17 protein-coding genes are annotated in these 22,979 nt (G+C 26.1%); 1 reads left to right on the top strand and 16 read right to left on the bottom strand.

Going from position 1 to position 22,979, the window contains the following annotated elements:
- Positions 1-383 precede the first annotated feature (383 nt).
- From BN1711_RS03070 to BN1711_RS03020, 11 genes are all read right to left on the bottom strand, one after another.
- A complete protein-coding gene (locus BN1711_RS03070; protein WP_050606719.1) occupies positions 384-1,484 on the bottom strand; it encodes a glycosyltransferase family 4 protein in 1,101 nt (366 codons plus the stop codon).
- A 42-nt stretch (positions 1,485-1,526) separates the two neighbouring features.
- Positions 1,527-2,273 carry an N-acetyltransferase gene (locus tag BN1711_RS03065; RefSeq protein WP_050606718.1) on the bottom strand — a complete coding sequence of 249 codons (747 nt, stop codon included), beginning with the start codon at positions 2,271-2,273 and terminating at the stop codon, positions 1,527-1,529.
- 322 nt (positions 2,274-2,595) lie between these two features.
- The gene (locus tag BN1711_RS03060; protein ID WP_050606717.1) at positions 2,596-3,438 is read right to left on the bottom strand and encodes a polysaccharide deacetylase family protein; all 843 of its coding nucleotides are present in this window, start codon (positions 3,436-3,438) and stop codon (positions 2,596-2,598) included.
- A 328-nt stretch (positions 3,439-3,766) separates the two neighbouring features.
- Positions 3,767-4,873: a Gfo/Idh/MocA family protein gene (locus BN1711_RS03055; RefSeq protein WP_050606716.1), complete on the bottom strand. Its 1,107-nt coding sequence runs from the start codon at positions 4,871-4,873 to the stop codon at positions 3,767-3,769.
- A gap of 71 nt (positions 4,874-4,944) precedes the next feature.
- Positions 4,945-6,261: a nucleotide sugar dehydrogenase gene (locus tag BN1711_RS03050; RefSeq protein ID WP_050606715.1), complete on the bottom strand. Its 1,317-nt coding sequence runs from the start codon at positions 6,259-6,261 to the stop codon at positions 4,945-4,947.
- Between the two features lie 122 nt (positions 6,262-6,383).
- Positions 6,384-8,255 (bottom strand): polysaccharide biosynthesis protein, encoded by a 1,872-nt coding sequence (locus BN1711_RS03045; protein ID WP_050606714.1) that lies wholly within the window; start codon positions 8,253-8,255, stop codon positions 6,384-6,386.
- A gap of 170 nt (positions 8,256-8,425) precedes the next feature.
- The gene (locus BN1711_RS03040) at positions 8,426-11,239 is read right to left on the bottom strand and encodes an N-acetylmuramoyl-L-alanine amidase (protein ID WP_243128192.1); all 2,814 of its coding nucleotides are present in this window, start codon (positions 11,237-11,239) and stop codon (positions 8,426-8,428) included.
- A gap of 182 nt (positions 11,240-11,421) precedes the next feature.
- Positions 11,422-12,315 (bottom strand): UTP--glucose-1-phosphate uridylyltransferase GalU, encoded by an 894-nt coding sequence (galU, locus tag BN1711_RS03035; protein WP_050606712.1) that lies wholly within the window; start codon positions 12,313-12,315, stop codon positions 11,422-11,424.
- A 51-nt stretch (positions 12,316-12,366) separates the two neighbouring features.
- A complete protein-coding gene (locus BN1711_RS03030) occupies positions 12,367-13,446 on the bottom strand; it encodes a tetratricopeptide repeat protein (protein WP_050606711.1) in 1,080 nt (359 codons plus the stop codon).
- A 130-nt stretch (positions 13,447-13,576) separates the two neighbouring features.
- The gene (locus tag BN1711_RS03025) at positions 13,577-15,298 is read right to left on the bottom strand and encodes a phospho-sugar mutase (protein WP_050606710.1); all 1,722 of its coding nucleotides are present in this window, start codon (positions 15,296-15,298) and stop codon (positions 13,577-13,579) included.
- A 118-nt stretch (positions 15,299-15,416) separates the two neighbouring features.
- The gene (locus BN1711_RS03020; RefSeq protein ID WP_050606709.1) at positions 15,417-15,953 is read right to left on the bottom strand and encodes a 50S ribosomal protein L25/general stress protein Ctc; all 537 of its coding nucleotides are present in this window, start codon (positions 15,951-15,953) and stop codon (positions 15,417-15,419) included.
- A gap of 202 nt (positions 15,954-16,155) precedes the next feature.
- Here BN1711_RS03020 and BN1711_RS03015 point away from each other — a divergent pair, with 202 nt between their 5' ends.
- Entirely contained in the window at positions 16,156-17,622 is a 1,467-nt protein-coding gene (locus BN1711_RS03015) for an aminotransferase class I/II-fold pyridoxal phosphate-dependent enzyme (protein WP_050606708.1), read from the top strand.
- 150 nt (positions 17,623-17,772) lie between these two features.
- Here the strand turns inward: BN1711_RS03015 and dltD are convergent, their stop codons facing one another.
- The 5 genes from dltD to BN1711_RS02990 form a co-directional block, all read right to left on the bottom strand.
- A complete protein-coding gene (gene dltD / locus BN1711_RS03010; protein ID WP_050606707.1) occupies positions 17,773-18,963 on the bottom strand; it encodes a D-alanyl-lipoteichoic acid biosynthesis protein DltD in 1,191 nt (396 codons plus the stop codon).
- Between the two features lie 8 nt (positions 18,964-18,971).
- Entirely contained in the window at positions 18,972-19,199 is a 228-nt protein-coding gene (dltC, locus tag BN1711_RS03005) for a D-alanine--poly(phosphoribitol) ligase subunit DltC (RefSeq protein WP_050606706.1), read from the bottom strand.
- 24 nt (positions 19,200-19,223) lie between these two features.
- Positions 19,224-20,375: a D-alanyl-lipoteichoic acid biosynthesis protein DltB gene (gene dltB, locus BN1711_RS03000; RefSeq protein WP_050606705.1), complete on the bottom strand. Its 1,152-nt coding sequence runs from the start codon at positions 20,373-20,375 to the stop codon at positions 19,224-19,226.
- Positions 20,375-21,892: a D-alanine--poly(phosphoribitol) ligase subunit DltA gene (gene dltA / locus BN1711_RS02995; RefSeq protein ID WP_050606704.1), complete on the bottom strand. Its 1,518-nt coding sequence runs from the start codon at positions 21,890-21,892 to the stop codon at positions 20,375-20,377. The genes dltB and dltA overlap by 1 nt, the downstream gene beginning before the upstream one ends.
- Before the next feature lie 89 nt (positions 21,893-21,981).
- Positions 21,982-22,821 (bottom strand): hypothetical protein, encoded by an 840-nt coding sequence (locus tag BN1711_RS02990; RefSeq protein ID WP_050606703.1) that lies wholly within the window; start codon positions 22,819-22,821, stop codon positions 21,982-21,984.
- Between the last annotated feature and the right edge of the window lie 158 nt (positions 22,822-22,979).

The raw sequence follows: 22,979 nt of genomic DNA, 5'->3' as shown, positions 1-22,979 counted from the left end.
ATAATATTTTTTATTTCTTATTATATCTATTTTATTATTCTTACATTCTAAAAATAAACATATAAAATAAATAAAATAGAATATAAATACATATTTACTATTTCCACCAGTTATCAAAGAATATAATAGTAAAATATAATATAAGTATTTTCTATTATTGCATGAAAAATTTTTATATATTATAAAAATATATATAAAACTAAACAAATTAACTACTATTAATGTACTATTAAAAATACTAGCTATTAAAAGTAAAAACACATTTAATAATAATATTAGAAATTTAAAATTCTTTGAAATTACATCAATACTCTCCATTTCCTCACTAACCTCTCACTTTTCTTCTATATGTTGTACGCATCATTAAATATTTTTATTAAAATTTAATATAATTCATTATATAATTTTAATAGTTTATCCTCGCAGATACTCCAATTGTAAAATTCTTCAACAGCTTTTTTACCGTTATCTCCCATAATTTTAGTTTTGTCTAAATCCTCACCTAATGCTTTTATAGCTTTTCCTATTTTATCTACCGAATTAGGATCTACTAATACACCACTCTGTGATTTTTCAATTATATTCTCCATCATAGGAAAATCACTAGCTATAATAGCTGTATTACTTATCATATATTCAAACAACTTTATAGGTTCTGAATTTATATACCTCCAATTTGTTGGTTGTAATAAAACAAATCCAGCATGAGCTTTCTTTAAATAATTAAATACTTCCATATGAGAAACTTGTCCAGTAAATTCAATATCTTTCTTTTCAGATTTATTACTTATTAAATTTTTAACTTTTTCTTCAAACTCTTTAGTTTCAAATCCACCAACAAAATAATATTTAAAATCACAATCCACCTTATATATAGCCTCTAGAATTTTAAATATTCCCCTATCTTCTCTTAATCCTCCTACATATATAAACGTAGGTTTTTCATTATATTCTTTAAAAAATTCTTTATTGTATACAGGATAATTAGGAAGTAATAATACTCTATGGTTAAATCTCTTAAATTTATCTACTAATAAATCATTTACTGATATAACTGCATCTATCCTTGCACACACAAATTTTTCATAATTGTATATAATTTTTTTTATAATTCCTTTTCCAAATTTAAAATGTTCTGAGAAAGCTTCTGGATGATATTCATGAGAATCATATATAACCTTACATCCTAACTTTCTTTTTAACAGATATGCAATTAATAATGAATCTGGTTCATGTGCATGATAGATATCAGCTTTTATCTCCATTGCTCTTTTATACATATCTTTTAGGTTTTTTATTCTTCCAATCATACCTTTTTTCTTTTTAAAATACTTAATTTTTATTGTTTCATCCGTAATACAATCTTTATCATATGAAGCCACTATAAATATATCTGAAAAATATTTTTTCAGACTTAATACTTCCTTATAATAAATCCTATCATCATAAGGACTATGTCCTGAAGTTATCATACATAATTTCATAATTTACACACTCCATTTTTTACAACACATTTTATTGTTAATCTATTGATTTTTAAGCAATTGATCCTCTGGTACATCTCTAAATGCTTTTGCTGGACTGCCTAAAACTATCTTACCCTTTTCTACATCTTTTGTAACTAAACTACCTGCTGCTGCAAATCCATCCTCATCTATTGTTTTCCCTGGCAATACTACTGCCCCTGCTCCTATTCTTCCACCTTTTTTTACTGTAACCCCTTTAAATTTTCCGAATCTTTCTTTAGATCTAGCAGCGTAATTATCATTAGATGTAACTACACAAGGTGCTATAAATACGTAATCTTCTACTTCCGAATATGCAGTTAAGTATACATTTGTTTGTATTTTACAGAAAGAACCTACATTACAATAATTCTCAATGGTTGCTCCTTTACCTATTATAGTCTTTTCTCCAATAGTTACATCTTCTCTTATAACCGCTAAATCTGCAACTAATGTTTTTTTACCTATAGTACATCCTACATATATTATTGTACTTGCGCCTATTAAGCACTCGTCTGCAATTCTACAAGCATCAAACTTCTTATCATCTTTAAATATGCTATTTACAGATCTCATAGGTTCTTTACCTATTATAGTGTTATCATCTATTCTTACATTAGATCCTACTATAGATCCTTTATGTATAACAACATTATTTCCTATAATACAATTTTCACCTATTACTACTTCATCTTCTATAACAACAAATTTTCCTATAGATGTATTGGAACCTACCTTAGCTTTTTCAGATATATAATTTAATTCCATATTTTCAACTCCTATATTTATAAATAAATTTTTAAATTACCACCCTAATATATTATCATATTTTGATGGTAATTTAAAAATTTTAATGTAAAAGTTATTAAATAATTTATTTTTTTATTTTTTGTGTCAATTTTTCTCAATATAATAATTAGGATAAGCCTAAAAGACTTATCCTAATTATTCATTATTTAGCACTAGAATTTGTGCATTTTTTCTTTATTATTTTTAAATTTGTTACTATTATATCTTATATTATAAAGTATTCTAACCATTTTGGGTTATATTATAATACTCACCATGATATTATTTGTACTACTTATAATTAGATACCTTTATTCTCTATTCTTTTGAACTCTCTATTAGTGCTTAATGTAAACCTTCCTAATATTAACTTAACTATTAATTTTAATTTAGTTATAAAATCAAACTTCCAATGTTCTGGATGTGCCAAAAATACTATTACCTTATCTCCTCTATTTAAACTTTCTATAGGATTGCTTTTATATGCAAAACCAAAATTGGTTAATATATTAGTATCCATTATATGTTTATCTACGTGTTTATAAAAATCTTTATCATAAGCCTCACTTATAATCCCAAAGCTGCTATACTGTTCATTTTCTAATAAAATATTATTTGATACACCTATCTCTATATTTTTTCCATGTCCATGATTAGCTATTGTTTTTATATCTACACCTGTTCTATCCTTAAAGAGTTTTATTTCCTCTTTTAATTTTTCTTTACATATATTTATTATATCTACATCTACTTTATCTATATTATTTTCTAAGCAATATGTTGCTAAAGTCTCATAATGAAGTCCTACTTCAAATCCTGATTTATCCATATCCCTAATTAAATCAGAGTTAAAAGTACACCATCTAAAATAATATGTAGATCTAACATTATTCTCCTTTTCTATTTTAAACATCTCTTTTACATTTTCCCCTATGTTATCTACATCATGTCTTAATATCATAACTTTTCTATCTTTATCCTTATAATTTTCCAAGAAATCCTTAAAAGATGTTACTACATAACCTTTTTCCTTAGCTAGCTTTATATAATAATCATAATACTTAAATCTATTATTTAAAATAATACTCTTCAATATAAATTTAATGCCCTCATCGCATCTGTTAAATGATTTGCCTGTTTTCATATTCTTAATATTCACTCCCCATTTATTTTACGAAACTTAATTGTTTATATAATTTTATGATTTTATTGATTTTTTATTAATATAACTATAACCTTTCGTAATTATATCCAAATTTATAACTTTCTATTAAATCCATATAATTTTCAATAAGTATTTTTAATAATTGGAATTGTATTACCTATGGTTAATTGTACACTAAAACTGTGAATTTTTTCAGTTACAAATAGTTTACAATTTTATTTAATAGTCAAATAAAAAATCACTATTAAAATAGAAACTAATATTTTTAATATTAGTTTCTATTCCAATAGTGACTTTTCTGCTTTTACTATTTTATTTTTTGCACATCTATCATATCCATTGTAGAGAAATTTGTTAATGGGAATTTTACTGGCATACCTGTAAGTCTTGACTTATACGCTGCAAGTATTATTGACATTCCCTTTTTACCTTCTTCTCCACTAACTAATGGTTCTCTATCATCATTTATAGCATCTATCATATCTTTAAATAGTGGATTATGTCCGAAACCATAAACTGTATCTGGATCGCCTTCTTGAGCTTTTAATATGTTTTCTTCCTCATTTTCAGCTCCATCTTCAAATCTCCAAGTCTCTATTTTGTTAACTGCAAGGCCACCTATAGCCACTGCACCTTTTTCTCCAAAAATACTTAAAGTTTCTTCTAAATTCTTTGGATAAACACATGCACTACCTTCTACTATACCAATAGCCCCATTTTTAAATCTAATTACTATAGCACCAAAATCTTCTGCTTCTATATCTCTTAAGAAAGTATCACATTGAGCATATACTGTGTCTATTTCTCCACCCATCATCCATTGAAGTAAATCTATATTATGTATACATTGATTCATTAATGTTCCACCATCTAGTTTCCAAGTTCCTCTCCATGGCGCTTGATTATAGTATCCCATATTTCTATTCCATAGTATTCTTGCTGTTCCATTTACTAATCTACCAAATCTATCAGCTTCTACAGCTTTTCTTAATTGTTGTATTGGTTTATTAAATCTGTTTTGATGGCTTACACAAAGCTTAACATTATTTTTCTTTGCACATTCTATCATTTCATTTGCATCATCTATAGATAATGCCATTGGTTTCTCACAGATTACATGTTTTTTATCATCTAAGCAATTAATAGCTATTTCTGGATGATATCCACTTTCTGTAGCTATAGTAACAACATCTATATCTTCTTTATTTAACATTTCTTTATAGTCTGTATAAACTGATACAGATACTTCTTCCCCTATTTTAGATAAGTAATCATTTTTCTTTTCTATTGCCTTTTCTTCAATAACATCACAAACTGCTACTAATTCTGCTTCTTCTTTGTTATTAACTATAGCTTCTACATGTTTGTATGAAATTCTTCCACAACCAATTATTGCAAATTTCAATTTTTTCATTTTAATACCCTCCCATTTCACAATTAGGATAAGTCTTGCAGACTTATCCTATATATTTTAATTATCTAATATTATAGTTTGTGTATTTTTTCTCTGTTATTTTTAACATCTTTAGTAGCATTTCTTGTATCATAAAGTATCTTAGCTTTTTCTACTATCTTTTCATAATCATAGCAACTATGATTAGTTGTTATAATTACTATATCTGCTTCTTCTAATCCCTTATCTAAATCTATTGATTTATATAGTTTTCCCTTATGTTCAAATTCAGATATATATGGATCATTTACTATTATATCAGCACCATTTTTTTCTAAATGTTCTATAACTTTAAGAGTTGGTGATTCTCTCATATCATCTATATCATTTTTATAAGCTGCTCCAAGCAATAATACTTTAGAGCCATTCATTGGCTTTCTAGCTCCGTTTAATAGTTTCATAGCATTTTCTACTACGAATTCCGGCATTCTATCATTAATTTCTCCAGATACTTCTATTAATCTTGTATGGAAATCATATTCTTTAGCTTTCCACTCTAAATAGAAAGGATCTAGTGGTATACAATGTCCTCCTAAACCTGGACCTGGATAAAAGGCCATAAATCCATAAGGTTTTGTTTTGGCTGCATCTATAACTTCCCAAACATCTATATTCATTTTTTTACATAGAATAGCCATTTCATTTGCTAATCCTATATTTATATTTCTAAAAGTATTTTCTAATATTTTTTCCATTTCTGCTACTGCTGGTGAAGATACAGTATATACTTCTCCTTGTAATACACTTCTATAAAGCATAGCTGCAACTTCTATACAATCTTTTGTACAACCACCTACAACTTTAGGTGTATTTTTAGTTTTAAATTGTTTATTACCTGGATCAACCCTTTCTGGTGAAAAAGCTAAATAAAAATCTTCTCCACATTTTAATCCTGATTTTTCTAAAATAGGTTTTAAGATCTCTTCTGTAGTTCCAGGATATGTAGTACTTTCAAGAACTACAAGCATACCTTTATGTAAATATTTAGCTATACTTTCAGTTGAACTCACTACATAAGATATATCTGGTTGTTTATATAAATCAAGTGGCGTAGGAACACATATCGCTAATGCATCTACGTCTTTTACAAAAGAAAAATCTGTAGTAGCTCTTAGTTTTCCATCCTTAACTAAAGCTGCTAATTCATCATCAACTATATCTCCTATATAATTCTTTCCTTCATTAACCATTTCTACTTTTTTATCTTGAACATCAAATCCAATTACTTCATAACCTGCGTTCGCTTTTTCTACAGCTAAAGGAAGTCCAACATAACCTAATCCTACTACTCCAAGTTTAGCTGTTTTGTTTTTCAATCTTTCTAATAAAACTTCTTTATATTGTGACATTTTCTATCCCTCCTAGTAAAAACGTCCATATGTTTAAAATTATAATATATGATTTTTGTTTTGTCACTTAAATATTAATAATATTATAATATTATTAAAAACTATTCTTTTACTACCATTTATTAATTATTCTTTTTCCTTGAATAAGTTGGAATTTTATCAGCTACTAATTTAAATATAGTTTCTTTATCCTTATATACTACTTTCTTAAATTCCTCTATAGATTGTTCTACAAACTCTACATTAGTATCTTTAGGTTTTTCAATAAATATTTTCTTATGCTCTGTAGAATTTAAAGCACTCTTATCCATCAATGGTTCTTCATATAATTTTTCTCCTGGCCTTAGTCCAGTATATTCTATCTTTATATCTTCATTTGGTTTATATCCAGATAAAGTTATTAAATCTTTAGCTAAATCTGCAATTTTAACTGGTGTTCCCATATCTAATACAAATATTTCTCCGCCTTTAGCCATAGCTCCTGCCTGTATAACTAATTGAGCTGCCTCTGGTATAGTCATAAAGTATCTATTTATTTCTGGATGAGTTACAGTAATAGGGCCTCCATGAGATATTTGTTTTTTAAATAAAGGAATAACTGATCCATTACTTCCTAAAACATTTCCAAATCTTACAGCTACAAATTCTGTTTTACTCACTTTATCATAAGCTTGAATCATTATTTCACAGAATCTTTTGGTAGCACCCATAATATTAGTAGGATTAACAGCCTTATCTGTACTTATCTGAACAAATTTTTCCACTTTATATTTATCTGAACACTGTATTACATTATAAGTACCTACTATGTTATTTTTAATAGACTCTGCTGGATTTCCTTCCATTAATGGTACATGTTTATGAGCCGCGGCATGGAATACTACATTAGGTTTATACTCTTCAAATACTTCCTCTAATCTTTTTTTATCTCTTATAGAAGCTATTATTACTTCCTTATTTAAATCCGGATATTTATAATTTAATTCCATTTGAACGTCATAAGCATTATTTTCATATATATCTAGTATCAATAACTCTTTAGGAGAGAACTTAGCTATTTGTCTACAAAGCTCTGATCCTATGGATCCTCCTCCTCCAGTTACTAGTATAACTTTATCTTTTATGTATTTATTTATATTGCTATTATCTAATTTAACTTCTTCACGTCCAAGCAAATCTTCAATATTTACTTCTCTTAATTTACTCATATTAACTTTTCCATCTATTATTTCATCCATTCCTGGAAGTGTTTTTAGTTTACATTTAGTATTCTTACATATAGAAAGTATATTTCTTTTTTCTTCTATAGGTACAGATGGTATAGCTAAAATTATTTCATCTACATTCTTATTTTGAGTTATTTTATTAATATCTTCACGTCCACCTAAAACTGGTATACCATTTATATGTTTACCCTTTTTATTAATATTATCATCTATTAATCCGACTATATTATAATTTAACACATCATTTCTCTTTATTTCTTTTATAATCAAAGCAGCTGCATCCCCTGCCCCTATTATTAAAAGCTTTTTTCTTTTTCCTTCACAAGTACATTTATGATTTTTAGCATCTTTTTTATCTTCAATTACTCTACATATAAATCTTAATCCACCTAATGATACAATAGATAAAATCCAGAATATAATATGTACAGTAAATGGAAATCTATAATAACTACTTTCAAATATTTTATAGTTTATAAAATAACTATATATTATAAAAATAATATTAGATATAGATACTGAATAAATTATAGATATTAGTTCTTCTATAGATGCATATTTCCATATACTATTATACAAGTTAAATATTTTGTTAAATATTAAAGTAATTATAATTACCGGTATTATTGATGACCTAAAAAATACCATATATTTTTTTAATTCTAATATGGATGCCATTCCAAAATCAAATCTCAATAAAATAGCTAAATATAATGATAGAATTATTAAAAATATATCACAAATAATTAACTTCCTATCTTTTCTCATGAGCTCACTTCCTTTAATCAAACTCTACTTATTTATTTTACATCATTAATAAAATTATTCAACAATTTTTTGTATTATGTTTGTTTAAATAAGCTTTTATATTAAATATCTTTAATATAAGAACAAAAACTGTTGACAAAATAGTGTCAACAGTTTTTTATATTACAAAGCTATATGCCAAATAGCTTTACAACACCTTTATATATTTTATTAGCAACTTGACTTTGCATACTATCGCTAGATAATCTTCTAGCTTCTGCATCATTAGAAATAAATCCACATTCTACAAGTACAGAAGGCATATTAGTATTTTTAGTAACATAAAGATTATGATCACTTATACCTCTATTACTTAAACCTAATGATGATATTTCGTCTACAATTAATTGAGCTAATATCTTACTTTTAAGTGCTACATCACAAGGAGTTCTATCATAATATATTCCACCTGACTCATACACACCAGAGTTATCTAATCCAGGTCTATAAGTACTATAATGAGTACCACAACCGTGAGCAGATGATGAATCTGCTGCATCTATGTGTATACTTATAAATAAATCAGCATTAGAATTATTAGCTACTTTTACTCTATCATCTAAGTTTTTTGCTACAGTAGGATAGTGCCAATTATCTACTCTATCTCTAGTATATATAACATTAGCACCAGCATTCTTTAGCAATGTTCCTAGCTTTAATGTAATCTTTTGAGTTAAATCTGCCTCTTTTATATTACCAGTATTAGCAGATGATACAGCTCCTGAATCCTTGCCACCATGACCTGCATCTAAAACAATAGTTTTTCCGGTAAGTCCAAAGGAAACATTTCCCACATTAAAAGTTTTTGATATATTTCCTTCTAATTCTTTTGCACTATACTTATCTTTTACATTTACTATTACTTCATATCTTCCATCTTTATTTATAGTCCAATTTGCATATCTGTCTTCTTTATAATCTCTTATTTTTGTAATATTTCCTGTAGACAAATCTTTTATCCAGAATTCATATAATACTCCATTTGGACTACTTGCATAACCTTTTATTGTGTAAGTTTTTCCTTTATCTAACTTGTTAGTCCCTGATATATAGTCTTTACCTAACATTATATCAAAAGTTTCTATACTTGCTTTTCCTTGCTTTATTCCTATTTCAAATGTTTTAGTACATTTACCATCTATTGATTGACTACTATATTTATCTTTTACATTTACTGTTACTTCATATTTTCCATCTTTATTTGGAGTCCAATTGGCATATCTATTTTCTTCATAATTTCTTACTTTTACTGATTTTCCTGTAGATAGATCTTTTACCCAGAATTCATATAATACTCCGTTTGGACTGCTTGCATAACCTTTTATTGTATAAGTTTTTCCTTTATCTAACTTGTTAGTTCCTGATACATAATTCTTACCTAACATAATATCAAAAGTTTCTATACTTGCTTTTCCTGCTCTTTGACTTATTTCAAATGTCTTACTACATTTACTATCTACTGATTGACTGCTATATTTATCTTTTACATTTACTGTTACTTCATATTTTCCATCTTTATTTGGAGTCCAATTGGCATATCTATTTTCTTCATAATTTCTTACTTTTACTGATTTTCCTGTAGATAGATCTTTTACCCAAAATTCATATAATACTCCGTTTGGACTGCTTGCATAACCTTTTATTGTATAAGTTTTTCCTTTATCTAACTTGTTAGTTCCTGATACATAATTCTTACCTAACATAATATCAAAAGTTTCTATACTTGCTTTTCCTGCTCTTTGACTTATTTCAAATGTCTTACTACATTTACTATCTACTGATTGACTGCTATATTTATCTTTTACATTTACTGTTACTTCATATTTTCCATCTTTATTTGGAGTCCAATTGGCATATCTATCTTCTCCATAATTTCTTATTTTTGTTGAATTCCCTGTAGATAAATCTTTTACCCAGAATTCATATAATACTCCGTTTGGACTGCTTGCATAACCTTTTATTGTGTAAGTTTTTCCTTTATCTAACTTGTTAGTTCCTGATATATAGTTCTTACCTAACATAATATCAAAAGTTTCTATACTTGCTTTTCCTGCTCTTTGACTTATTTCAAATGTCTTACTACATTTACTATCTACTGATTGACTACTATATTTATCTTTTGCATTTACTGTTATTTCATATCTTCCATCTTTGTTTGGAGTCCAATTGGCATACCTATCTTCTCCATAATTTCTTATTTTTGTTGAATTCCCTGTAGATAGATCTTTTACCCAAAATTCATATAATACTCCATTTTGGCTATTTGCATAACCTTTTATTGTGTAAGTTTTTCCTTTATCTAATTTGTTAGTTCCTGATATATAGTTCTTACCTAACATAATATCAAAGGTTTCTATATTAGCCACATAATGTCCTGTATTGTGTGGTTTTACAGAATTCAGCATCTCCATTATATTTTTACCATAATTATTATCAGCTGCCCATCCTCTATCTGGATAATTAGGATTCTCTCCTATACCTAACCATTCTACATATGGTGATATCCCCCTTGATACATATTGAAAACGAGGATCCACACAAGCATTTACCAAACTTTTATTGCTAGCATAAGCCTTTAAATGTTGGATAACTACTCTAATGCCTATCCTAACATTTGGAAAGTAAGAACCTTGCACTCCTCCTCCAGTGGCACCTATTCCACCAAAATTATTTTGTTCCTCTTTTACATCTCCCGTAAACTTTAAAAAGTTCGTTTCCTTCATCATTTGTATAAACGCTACATCTGGACGAACTCCCTCAGCTTGTCCTTCTTCCCATACAATTGAAATAAACTCCCTAATATATTTGTCATCTTTACTTGTATTTCTACTTCTAAAATATTCAAAAGCTTGATCTTTACTTAACTGAGCTTGTCCCATTATACTAGTGAGACCGCTTGTCCCATCGGCTTTTGTATTAGAAGAAAATATCAAAAGAGAAAACATACATATTATAATATAACTAAATATTGTCCTTTTTCTTCCTTTAAGCATCACTTACATCCTTTCTTAAAAAAATATATACATTCCCTTTTATCGTATAATAAAAATAATATTTAAGCAAAAATATTAAATTATTTTAAAATTTTAAGACCTACTAAAAACAACTGTAGGCCTTAAAATTTAAATTATTTCTTTATTATTTCTTTATATTCTTCCTTAAGCCTTAAATTTTCTAAGTATCTAACAAAATCATACTTCAATTCTTTCCTTCTTAATGCATATTCCACTGTAGCTTGAAGAAATCCCAATTTATCTCCCACATCATATCTTCTTCCCTCAAAACTATATGCATACATAGCTTCTCGTTCAATTAATGTTTTTAAAGCATCTGTAAGTTGTATTTCCCCACCCTTTCCAGGAGAGGTGTTTTCTAAAATTTCAAATATAGTTGGACTTATTATATATCTTCCTAATATAGCTATATTAGAAGGTGCCTCTTCTTTATTAGGCTTTTCTATAAGATCTTTTATCTTATAAACATTATTTTCTATAAAATTGCCCTTTACTATTCCATATTTATGTACATCTTCTTCTGGTACTTCTTGAACACCTACTATAGTAGTCTGATATTCATTATAACAATCTATAAGTTGCTTTAGACAAGGAACCTCACTATAAACTACATCATCCCCTAACATTATAGCAAAAGGTTCATTTCCTACAAAGGTTTTAGCACAACTTATAGCATGACCTAGTCCCTTAGGTTCTTTTTGTCTTATATAATAAATTTCTGCCATATTAGATATATCTTTAACCATAGATAACATTTCATTTTTTTCTTTTTCTTCTAATTCTTTTTCCAACTCTACAGATTTATCAAAATGATCTTCTATTGCTCTTTTATTTCTTCCTGTTATTATTAATATTTGTTCTATACCTGATTTTACTGCTTCTTCTATTATATATTGAATTGTTGGTTTGTCTACAATAGGTAGCATCTCCTTAGGTTGTGCCTTAGTAGCAGGTAGAAATCTCGTACCTAATCCGGCTGCAGGTATTACCGCTTTTTTTACCCTCATAATATATTCTCCTCTCATCTATTGTTAATATTAAATATAATTATCTAATAATTAGTTTTTATATTTTCGTAAGTTTCCTTCTATTTCCTTTAATATTTCATCATTAGGATTTATCTTTTTAGCTATATTTATATGCTTTATAGCAGATTCTAAATCTCCCTTATTTATATAACACATTATAAGATTTGTGCATATTTCTATAGATTTCTCTACTTCAAAAGCTTTTCTTAAATATGAAATAGCTATATCATAATTTCCAAGTGAAGCATAATTTATCGCTAATTCATTTACTACATCTATAAAAGTATTATCTATTTCTAATGCTTTATTTAAATAATATATAGCCTTATCATGGTTTTTTAAATTTCTATAAGCTATAGCTACATAGTAATAAATAGAAGGTTCTTCCTCAAATTTGTCTAAAAGAGGTATCAATTTTTTTAAAGCTTCCACGGGATCTTCATCCATAAATTCTCTTCCCGTTTCTAAATCTACTATATCCATTAAAGAATCTTTTAATTCTATTATTTGTGTATTTTGTTCTCCTCCCATAGATATATATATATTTAGTAAATTAAGAGCATCTTGGAATTTGCCATCTTCTCTTTTTATTATGGCATCATATAAATAAGGTGTATTATATCCTTTTATAGATTTAGCCTGTTGTAAAATTTTCACTTCTTCTTCTTTATATAAAGGATTCACTCTTCTTAAATTTTCAAGTACTAATATCATTTTACCGTATACATCTTCTGTAGATTCTATATTTGATAATCCATTAAGTAATATATAAGCATCCTCATAACTTTCTTTTTTAACTTCGTCAAAGATTCTTCCCTTTATGTAATCTAAACTTTTAGGTATATTTAATAATATATCTTTATATATGTTATTAAACTTAAACTTATCATCACAACCTAATACATAAAACATACCCTCCACAAAAAAAGTCATGGGTATTTTATCTAAGTTATCTCCACTTTTCACTTCACCTAACAACATATCCGATTTAATAGGTAAATAAATACTCTCATCTACTTTAATATGAAAAATATCATATACCTTTTGTTTTTTTATTTCTAAAAATAATATTTTTGATAATTTTTCTGAAAAATTTGACTTTAAATCCATTCTACACCACCTACACCCATAATTTATTATTAAATATAATTGTATAACAACCTTAATAAATAAACAATGCTTCTACAATATTTAAGATATGTACAAAAATAAGTTTGTACATATCTTATTAAATAATAAGTTATAGTTTCATTAATTTTTTTATAGATTTTTCTAAGTTTTTAATATTATTTATAGAACTTTGTAAATTATTAGCCTTTGAAGATAAATAAATTTTTATCTTAGGCTCTGTACCAGAAGGTCTAATTATAAAAGATGAATTATTATCTAATACAAATGCTAATACATTTGATTTAGGGAGTTTTATAGATTTTTGTTTTCCATTTAAAATATTTTTTTCTACACTGGCTTTATAGTCTGACTTTTTAATTATTTTATTTTCTCCAATATAGCTATTATACTTATTTCTAAAATTATCCATTAATATTTCTATTTTTTCTTTTCCTTCTATTCCTTTAAAGTCTATAGATATGAGTTTTTCTTGAAAATATCCACATTTATCATATAAATCTAACATTACTTCATATAGATCTTTTCCTTTTAATTTATAATATAAGGCCATTTCGCAAATTAATGCAGAAGTAATTACAGCATCTTTGTCTCTTACAAAATCTCCAAATAAATATCCATAACTTTCTTCTAATCCAAAAATAAAATCCTTATCTTTTTTGTCCTTAAATTCCTCTATTTTATCACCTATATATTTAAAACCTGTTAAAACTTCTTCTACTTCTACGTTATACTTATCTGCTAAAACCTTTATCATATTTGTTGTAACTATAGTTTTAATAATCACAGGATTATCTGGCATTCTACTTAATTCTTTCATTGAATCCATAATATAGTAAGTAAGTAATACTCCTATTTGATTACCTGTTAGAGCAATATATTTACCTTCTGAATTCTTTACCATTACCCCTATCCTATCACAATCCGCATCTGTACCTAAAATTAAATCTGGATCTACCTTTTCAGCTTTTTTTAATGCTAAATTAAAAACTTCTTTATATTCTGGGTTAGGAAATTTTACTGTAGGAAAATTTCCATCAGGTTTCTCCTGCTTATTTACTACAAATACATTATTGTATCCCAACTCGCATAAAATTCTTCTAATGGGTATATTTCCTGTACCATGAAGTGGTGTATAAATTACTTTTAATTTTTCTTTGTTTTCTTTAACCATATCATTCCTAAATAAACTATTTTTTATTTTTTCAAAATAACTACTTATTATATTTATAGGTACTATATTATATAATTTTTTCTTTTTAGCTTCTTTACATTCTATATATTTTATCTTGGAAAAATCCTTAATTTTTTCTATATTATTATATACTTCATTAGCATAATAATCTGTTATTTGAACTCCTTTAGAATTATAGACTTTATAACCATTATATTCTTTAGGGTTATGTGATGCTGTTATAACTATTCCTGCATTACATTTTAATTCTCGCACTGCATAAGACAACATAGGTGTAGGTACAATATAATTAAAAATATAAGTCTTTATATTATTACCAGTTAAAACTTCACAACATTTTGTAGCAAATTCTAAAGACATATTCCTACAATCATACGCTATTGCAACAGATATATTATCTTTATATTTATTTATTAAAAAATCTGATAATCCTTGAGTTGCTTTAGCTACGGTATATACATTCATTCTATTGGTTCCAACCCCTAAAAGCCCTCTTAAACCACCAGTTCCAAATTCTAAATCTTTATAAAATCTATCTTTTATCTCTTTATCATCTGTTATGGATTTTAAAGATTCTTTAGTAAAATCATCCACTAAAGAAGACTTAAGCCATAAATTATATTTATATCTATAGTCCATATAGCTATTCCCCCCATTTTATTCGCTTAATATATATCTATGATATATAAGCAACTAAGTACACATTTTATTTAATATTCCCCCTATTTTAAGACAAAACAGTATATAATTTGAATCTCTAACTTATAGATATAGATGCTACAACTGTATCTAAATCTTCCATAAACGTTATATCCTTTGAAACTTCCATATCTGAAATTCTTAAAGCTTTACCTATCTTAGCCTTTGATAAATCTATATTTATAGATTTAGGTATGTTTTCTCCGTTACATTTTACTTTTACTACGCTTTTTTCTTTTTGAACAATCCCACCTTTTTTCATGATGAATTCTTGTCCCGTAAAAGTTATAGGTATATTTGTATTTACTATATTTTTATCTGATTTTACATTTTCTAAATCAATATGTATTATATTATGATTTATGGGATCTTTCTGTACTTCTTTTATAAGTGTTTTATAAGTTTTTCCTTCATAATTTACATCTATTATTCCATGTTCACCTTCCTGTAAGATACAACGATTCAATTCAATATCTCCTACTTCAAATAAGGTATTTTGGCACTTTCCACCATAAATAACTCCTGGAATTTTTCCGTTTTTTCTTAGATTATTTCCACTTTTATTTTCTCTTTTACTTAATTTTAATTTATCCATTTTCATCCCTCCGCTTTTTGTATTATTTACAAAATAGCTTTAATTATTCAAATTAAAAAATATTCACTAAAATACTGCATTTATCTTGCATTTACATATCATTTAACTTATAATAGTATTGTTTTAATGAAAATATCCACGGGAACCATTGAGCTTTCATAGTTTCACGGGAGTACTATTATGAAAGAAGGTGCATATTGCGGTGTATAAATTAAATCAAAATGAAACCCCATTATTTGATGCTTTAATGGAATATGTAAATAGAGATACTATTCCTTTTCACGTTCCAGGCCACAAACAAGGTAAAGGTATAGATGAGAAATTTAAAAATTTTATAGGAGAAAACCCATTTAAAATTGATGTAACTGTTTTTAAATTAGTAGATAGTCTACATCATCCATCTGGAGCTATAAAAAAAGCTCAACAATTAGCAGCTGATGCCTACGGATCAGATGCAGCGTTTTTCTCAATTCATGGTACTTCTGGTGCCATACAAGCTATGATTTTATCTGTCGTAGGTGATAAAGATAAAATTATTATTCCAAGAAATGTTCATAAATCTGTTACTGCCGGCATTATATTAAGTGGTGCCGTACCTGTATATATGCAACCAGAAATAGATAAAAGGGTTGGTATAGCCCATAATGTTACACCTGAAACAGTTGAAAAAACATTACAAGAAAATCCAGATGCAAAAGCAGTTTTAATAATAAACCCAACTTATTACGGTGTATCAACAGACATAGAAAAAATTGCAAAAATCGTTCATAGTTATAATATTCCTTTAATTGTAGACGAAGCTCATGGACCACATCTTGGTTTTAATAATAAATTACCTATATCTGCTATGAACGCTGGTGCCGATATGTGTGCTCAAAGTACTCATAAAATAATAGGTGCACTGACACAATCTTCATTACTTCAAGTTCGTTCTAAAAGAATAGATATAAATAGAGTTCAACAAGTATTAAATTTACTTCATACAACTTCTCCATCTTATATATTAATGGCATCTTTAGATTGTGCTAGAAGACAAATCGCTTTACATGGAAAAGAGCTTTTGGACAAAGCTATTGAGCTTACAACTTATGCTAGAGAAGAAATAAATAAGATCCCTGGATTTTATTGTTTTGGAGAAGAATTACTTGGAAAACCTGGAGTATATGCTTTAGATCCTACTAAACTCACTATAACTTGTAGAGACCTATGCATAACTGGTTATGAATTAGATATGATATTATGTGAAAAATATCATATACAAGTAGAATTATCTGACTTATACAATGTACTAGCCGTTGGTTCTTTCGGAGATACTAAAAAATCTATAGATACATTAATATCTGCATTACAAGAAATAAGTACAGAATACTATAATAAAAATTCTAAACAAAATAAATTCATAGATGTTCCCGAAATACCTAAAAGTACTACATCTCCTAGAAATGCTTTTAACAGCAATAAGGAATGTATTGAATTAAAAAATAGTGTAGGCATGATAAGTGGAGAATTCTTACTAGCTTATCCACCTGGAATTCCGGTATTATGTCCAGGAGAAATTATAACTCAAGAAATTATAGATTATGTTGAAGAATTAAAAGAAACAGGATTATATGTTCAAGGTACAGAAGATCCTAATGTTGAATTTATAAAAGTAGTAAAAAAACAATAAAACAAATGAGGTTTCAAATATTTGAAACCTCATTTGTTTTATTATTTTTAGAATTGTGAATACACATAGCTATACTCGCATTTAAAAATTATACCTGCCATTAATATAGATATTAATATTAAAAAATAAATAATAGAATTTATAAAAACACTATTTTTCATTTTCTTTATAGTATCTGCTAATTGTCTCATCAACAGTTAACCATCCTTTCCAACCCAAATGCATAGCATCCTCCATAAAATAGGGTTGATATTCATACTGATCATATCTATAAACAGTAAATCCTCTCTCTTTTATTTTATTATAAACTTTATCATAAAATTCAACTCTTTTTTTCTTATCTACTCCTATATAATCATACCATCTTCCATTAGTAGGCATTAAAACAAACATAGGTTTAAAATTAATATCCTTACATATATCCATCATTAAATCAAGATCTTGAAACTCCTCTGAAACTAATAATTCTGTGTTTTTAGAAGTATTTTTCAAATCGGGTAATTTTTCTTTATAATACTTATTATAATATTCATTATTTATATAAAATTTATTATTATTAGCTTTATTTTTACCCTGTTGTTCAGCTTTATCAAATTCTTGACTCCAACTAATATTCTTTAATTCACCATTTAATCTAGATTTTCTTTTATCTTTATACTTTAAAACAAGCTTATATGCTTCTAAATTATCGTCAGTTTTAAGTATTAATTTTTTTAAACTATAATATGGTTTCATAAACTGAAATACTACCTTTTTGGCATAATTACCGCTACTATATAAACTACAATACATAGAAATATGTTTAAAATTAGGATCTTCTCCAACTAACTTATATACTCTTTCACAAATCTTTTTCTTGGTTTTGTTACTTATTTGCTTATTATCCATAATTCTATAAAATTGCATCTCAGAAAAGTTCATTAGAAATTGTTGAGAATCAATACCTGAACCTACAAACCATTGTAATGAAACTACAAAAACTCCGTCTTTATTATTTAACTTATTGCCTAATGCACCAAAATTAATACCATGTTTTAAACTTTGACAGTACCCTCGACCTATCAAATCAACAATAAATTTATTATCTTTATTTGGAAAAAACTTTACTGGATTTTGTTCTATATTCACACCTAATTCTGAAGACCCATATATCATTAAATTATTATTATCTATGGATTTTTTCTGCAATATAAGTCCCTTATCTTTAATTGTATTTCCATATATACTAGATATCTCATTTGAATAAAATTTATTAATATTTTTTTCTAAAAAGCTATTTAAAACAAATAAAGATGAAAAAAACAAAATTACTGCTAAAAAAATTGATTTTAATTTCTTCATTATATTTATTACCTCTTTGATATTAACTCAATAATTTTATTAGGAGTTTCTATATCTTCTCTGTTTATTTCTGTAGGTTGTATTTTTATATTCAAAACCTTTTCTAATTCTATTAATAATTCTATCATACCTAATGAATCTAAAAGTCCTGATTCAAATAAATTAATATCCTTATCTTCTGTAACTTCATCATCTCCACATATATCTACTAAAATTTCTAAAACCTTTTGTTCCATAAAAAAATCCCCCTTAAATTTTGATTATTTATTATATAAGTATCCTGAAAATATTAATAATCCAAAACATACTAAATTAAAAGTTACAAATACAGATACGTATTTATACCATTTTTTCTTCTTATTTCGTTTATAAAACTTACTATTTTTTTGAAAGTAATCTGTACCAGCTAATAAAATTCCTTCATACACTCCATATATTAAATAATGAATATATACTCCATGCCATATTCCCATAACTAACATAGTTATAAAAAATCCTATGTAAGATGCTGTATATCTATTTTTAAATCTATTTTTTCTCATAGAATTCATTACAAATCTGGTATATATAAAATCTCTAAACCAAAATGATAATGACATGTGCCATCTATTCCAAAATTCTTTTATATCTTTACTAATAAATGGTCTATTAAAGTTTTCTGGTACCTTTACACCTAAAATATATCCTATACCTATTGCCATCAAACTATATCCTGCAAAATCAAAAAACAAATATAAACTATATGAATACATATAGTTCAAAATATTAGAACACGTATGTACTCTTGGAATTTTATTCATCCACAAATTAGATATAAATGTAGCAATAACAAATTTATAAAGTGCTCCTAATAACACCTTTTTTAATCCAACTGCAAAATAATCCTCTATGTAAGTTTTTCTTGATATCTTTTCATCTATGTTAAATTTAAACCTTCTAAATCTATCAATTGGTCCACTTAAAATAGTAGGGAAAAACAATATAAAATAAGTATAATCTATTAAACTTATTTCTTTAATTAGTCCATCATATATCTCTATTAATATTTCTATTGTCCTAAAAGTTACATAAGATATGCCTATAAATCCTAATGTTTTAACAGTTATAAATCTATTACATTTTACAAGTATTAAAGGTAACAAACTTAAAAATAAAATTATTCTTAAATGCCAAATGTTTTTACTAAATCTTCGAATATATAAATAAAATTTTAAAAGTATAACTTGTCCTAAATAAAAACATATAAGACATATCATCTCTAATTTACTTGAGCCTACAAATAAAAATAACATAATTATAGTTGCTATTAATCCATACTTTTTTATGGGTTTTTCGAATATACCTAATAAAAAAGCAGGTATTAACAATAAAAAGGCTAAGTAGAAAAATAACAAGTTACTATATGGTATCATTATAAATCCTCCAACAATAATTTTCTGTCAACCTTACCATTCGTATTTAGTGGGAATTCCTCTTTTATTTTTATTTTTCTTGGAATCATATAATTAGGTATTAATTTATTAAGCTCCTCTTTTATTTTCATAGCAATTTGAAAATTCTTTAATTCAAAATCTCTATTTAACTTTACAAATGCAACCAAATATACTATTTTATTATCTTTCTTTACTGGCAGAACCACTGCATTTTCTATAAAATCAATTTTTAATAAATTTTTTTCAATATCACCTAATTCTATTCTAAATCCATTTAATTTTATTTGAAAGTCCTTTCTTCCAGAATAATAAAACAATCCCTTTTTCCTATATACTAAATCACCAGTTTTATATATCCAGCTTAACTTTCCATCAATCTCTTCATATCCAAAAGCCTTTTTAGTGGCTTTATCATTATTGTAATATCCTACACTTACATTTTCCCCCGATACACATAGCTCTCCTTTTTTACAGTCTTCTTCTATATTTTCCCCGTTACTATCCTTAATAATTAATTTTACATTTTCTCCTGGAACTCCTATTGGAAATTCATCTTCACTTTCCATCATTTCCTTAGTTATTTCTGTAGATGTTATTAGAACAGTTGTTTCTGTTGGACCATATCCATTTATAAGTTTTACATTAGGAAAATTATTAAATATCCTATCAGCTAAATTTTTATTTAAAACCTCTCCCGCTACTACTATTTTATTCAGATTAGGTAGTAATTCGCTATTAAAATTTTTATCTACTATACACATTTCCAAAAATGATGGTGTAGAGATCCAAAGAGAAATTTTTGACTTTTTTAGATTTTCAAAAAGATCTTTAAAATCATTAATCATATGTTTATCTATTACATATAAAGTTTTTCCATTAGATAGTCCTATGTATAAGCTTATAACAGAAACATCAAAAGAGTATGATACCTGATTCATAACTGTAGTATAATCGTCACCTTCAACGCACTGCTTTTGAAACCAATTTATAAAGTTTTCAACACAACCTTTAGTTATCTTAACCCCTTTTGGCTTTCCTGTACTTCCTGATGTATATAATATGTAGAATACATCTTCTTTCTTAACTCTATTTTTACTCTCTACTTGTCTACCTTTAAATTTTTCAAAAACATTAAGTATATCATCTAATTCCATAACCTGAGTATTATTATATTTAATATATTCTTCACTAAGGTTCAATACTACTTCACAATCAGAGTTGTCTATAATATCATACACTCTTTTTACTGGAAAAGTCGTATCCACTGGTATATATGCATGCCCTGATTTAACAGCTGCTAAAAAAGAAATAATCATTTCTTTCCTTTTATGTCCATATATAATAATTGGTTTATTGTTTTTTAGTTTTTTCGTAAAATACAAAGCTAAAGCATCAGATTTTTCTTTTAATTCCTTATAAGTTAATATATCATCTCTATAAACCTGAGCTATTCTATTGCTTTTAGAATAACTATCAATTTTATCTAAAAAATCCATAAATACACCTCCTTATTATAATACTAATAACATTTTACTTTTTTATATTTATAATGTCAAACTGTAAATATATTTTCAAATAAAGGTATTTATTTTTTATTTCTTATAATTTTTATTCTTTCGGTAATATTATTTTTCTCCATTTTTTCTATAAATTTAAAATATTCATTTTCATTCATATTAAGTATTCTATTATAAGTTTTTAAAAGTTTCTTAAAATAATTTATTTCATAATCTAATTTAAATAGAGGTTCTGACATTTTTTTATTAAGTCTTATAGAAAAACTTTTTCTTTTTTTATTTGTCATATCTTTTATATAATCATAATAATCAGCACCAATATATATATTTTTTATATTTTTAAAATTCGATCTTAGTAATTTTTTATATAAAGCATATACTTTTTTAAGATTTTCTTCAGATATTTTTCCATCCTGTTCCCAAATACTATTTACTAAATTATAAAGATTTAATAGAATTTCATTTTCTTCTTCCCTAAATTTAATTAAATCCAAAATTATTTTTTTAATTTTTTCTATATTTTCTATATTTTCATTTTTTAATATATCTAAACCTATTAAACACATATCTATATCATTCTTATCTTTTTTTAGATCTTCATCATTTTTCATAGCCTTAAATATGCTCTTTCTCTTTTCAGTTTCAAATAAAATTTCATAATAATAACCCAATTTAATTAATTGATTTTGTACATTAATTTTATTTATTATATTAAAATTATCATCTATATATATAATCCCCTTTGTTTCCTCCATAACTCCTATAAAAGATTTTTTATTAAATAATACTTCTCTATAATAACTACCTTTGAACTCTATTCTATCTGACACTAATAATTTTTCTCCTTTATTCATATAAGGTAATAACTTTTCTTTAATTTCTTCTGAAGCAATTTTATATTTAAACATAATATTCCTCCTAATATACTTTTATATAGTAATGATAAATCTTTATTAAATACAATTATACTAAAGTTAAAATATTTTTCATAATTCATGTAAATAAAAAATTCCTCACAAAACTTCAGAGGAATTTTTTATAATATTCTTTTATAAATACTTATTTA

The sequence above is a fragment of the Clostridium niameyense genome (genome assembly GCF_001243045.1).
Classification (GTDB): Bacteria; Bacillota; Clostridia; order Clostridiales; family Clostridiaceae; genus Clostridium_F; species Clostridium_F niameyense.
Note: the sequence above shows the minus strand (reverse complement) of the source record. Positions and strands in the feature narration are given on the sequence as shown.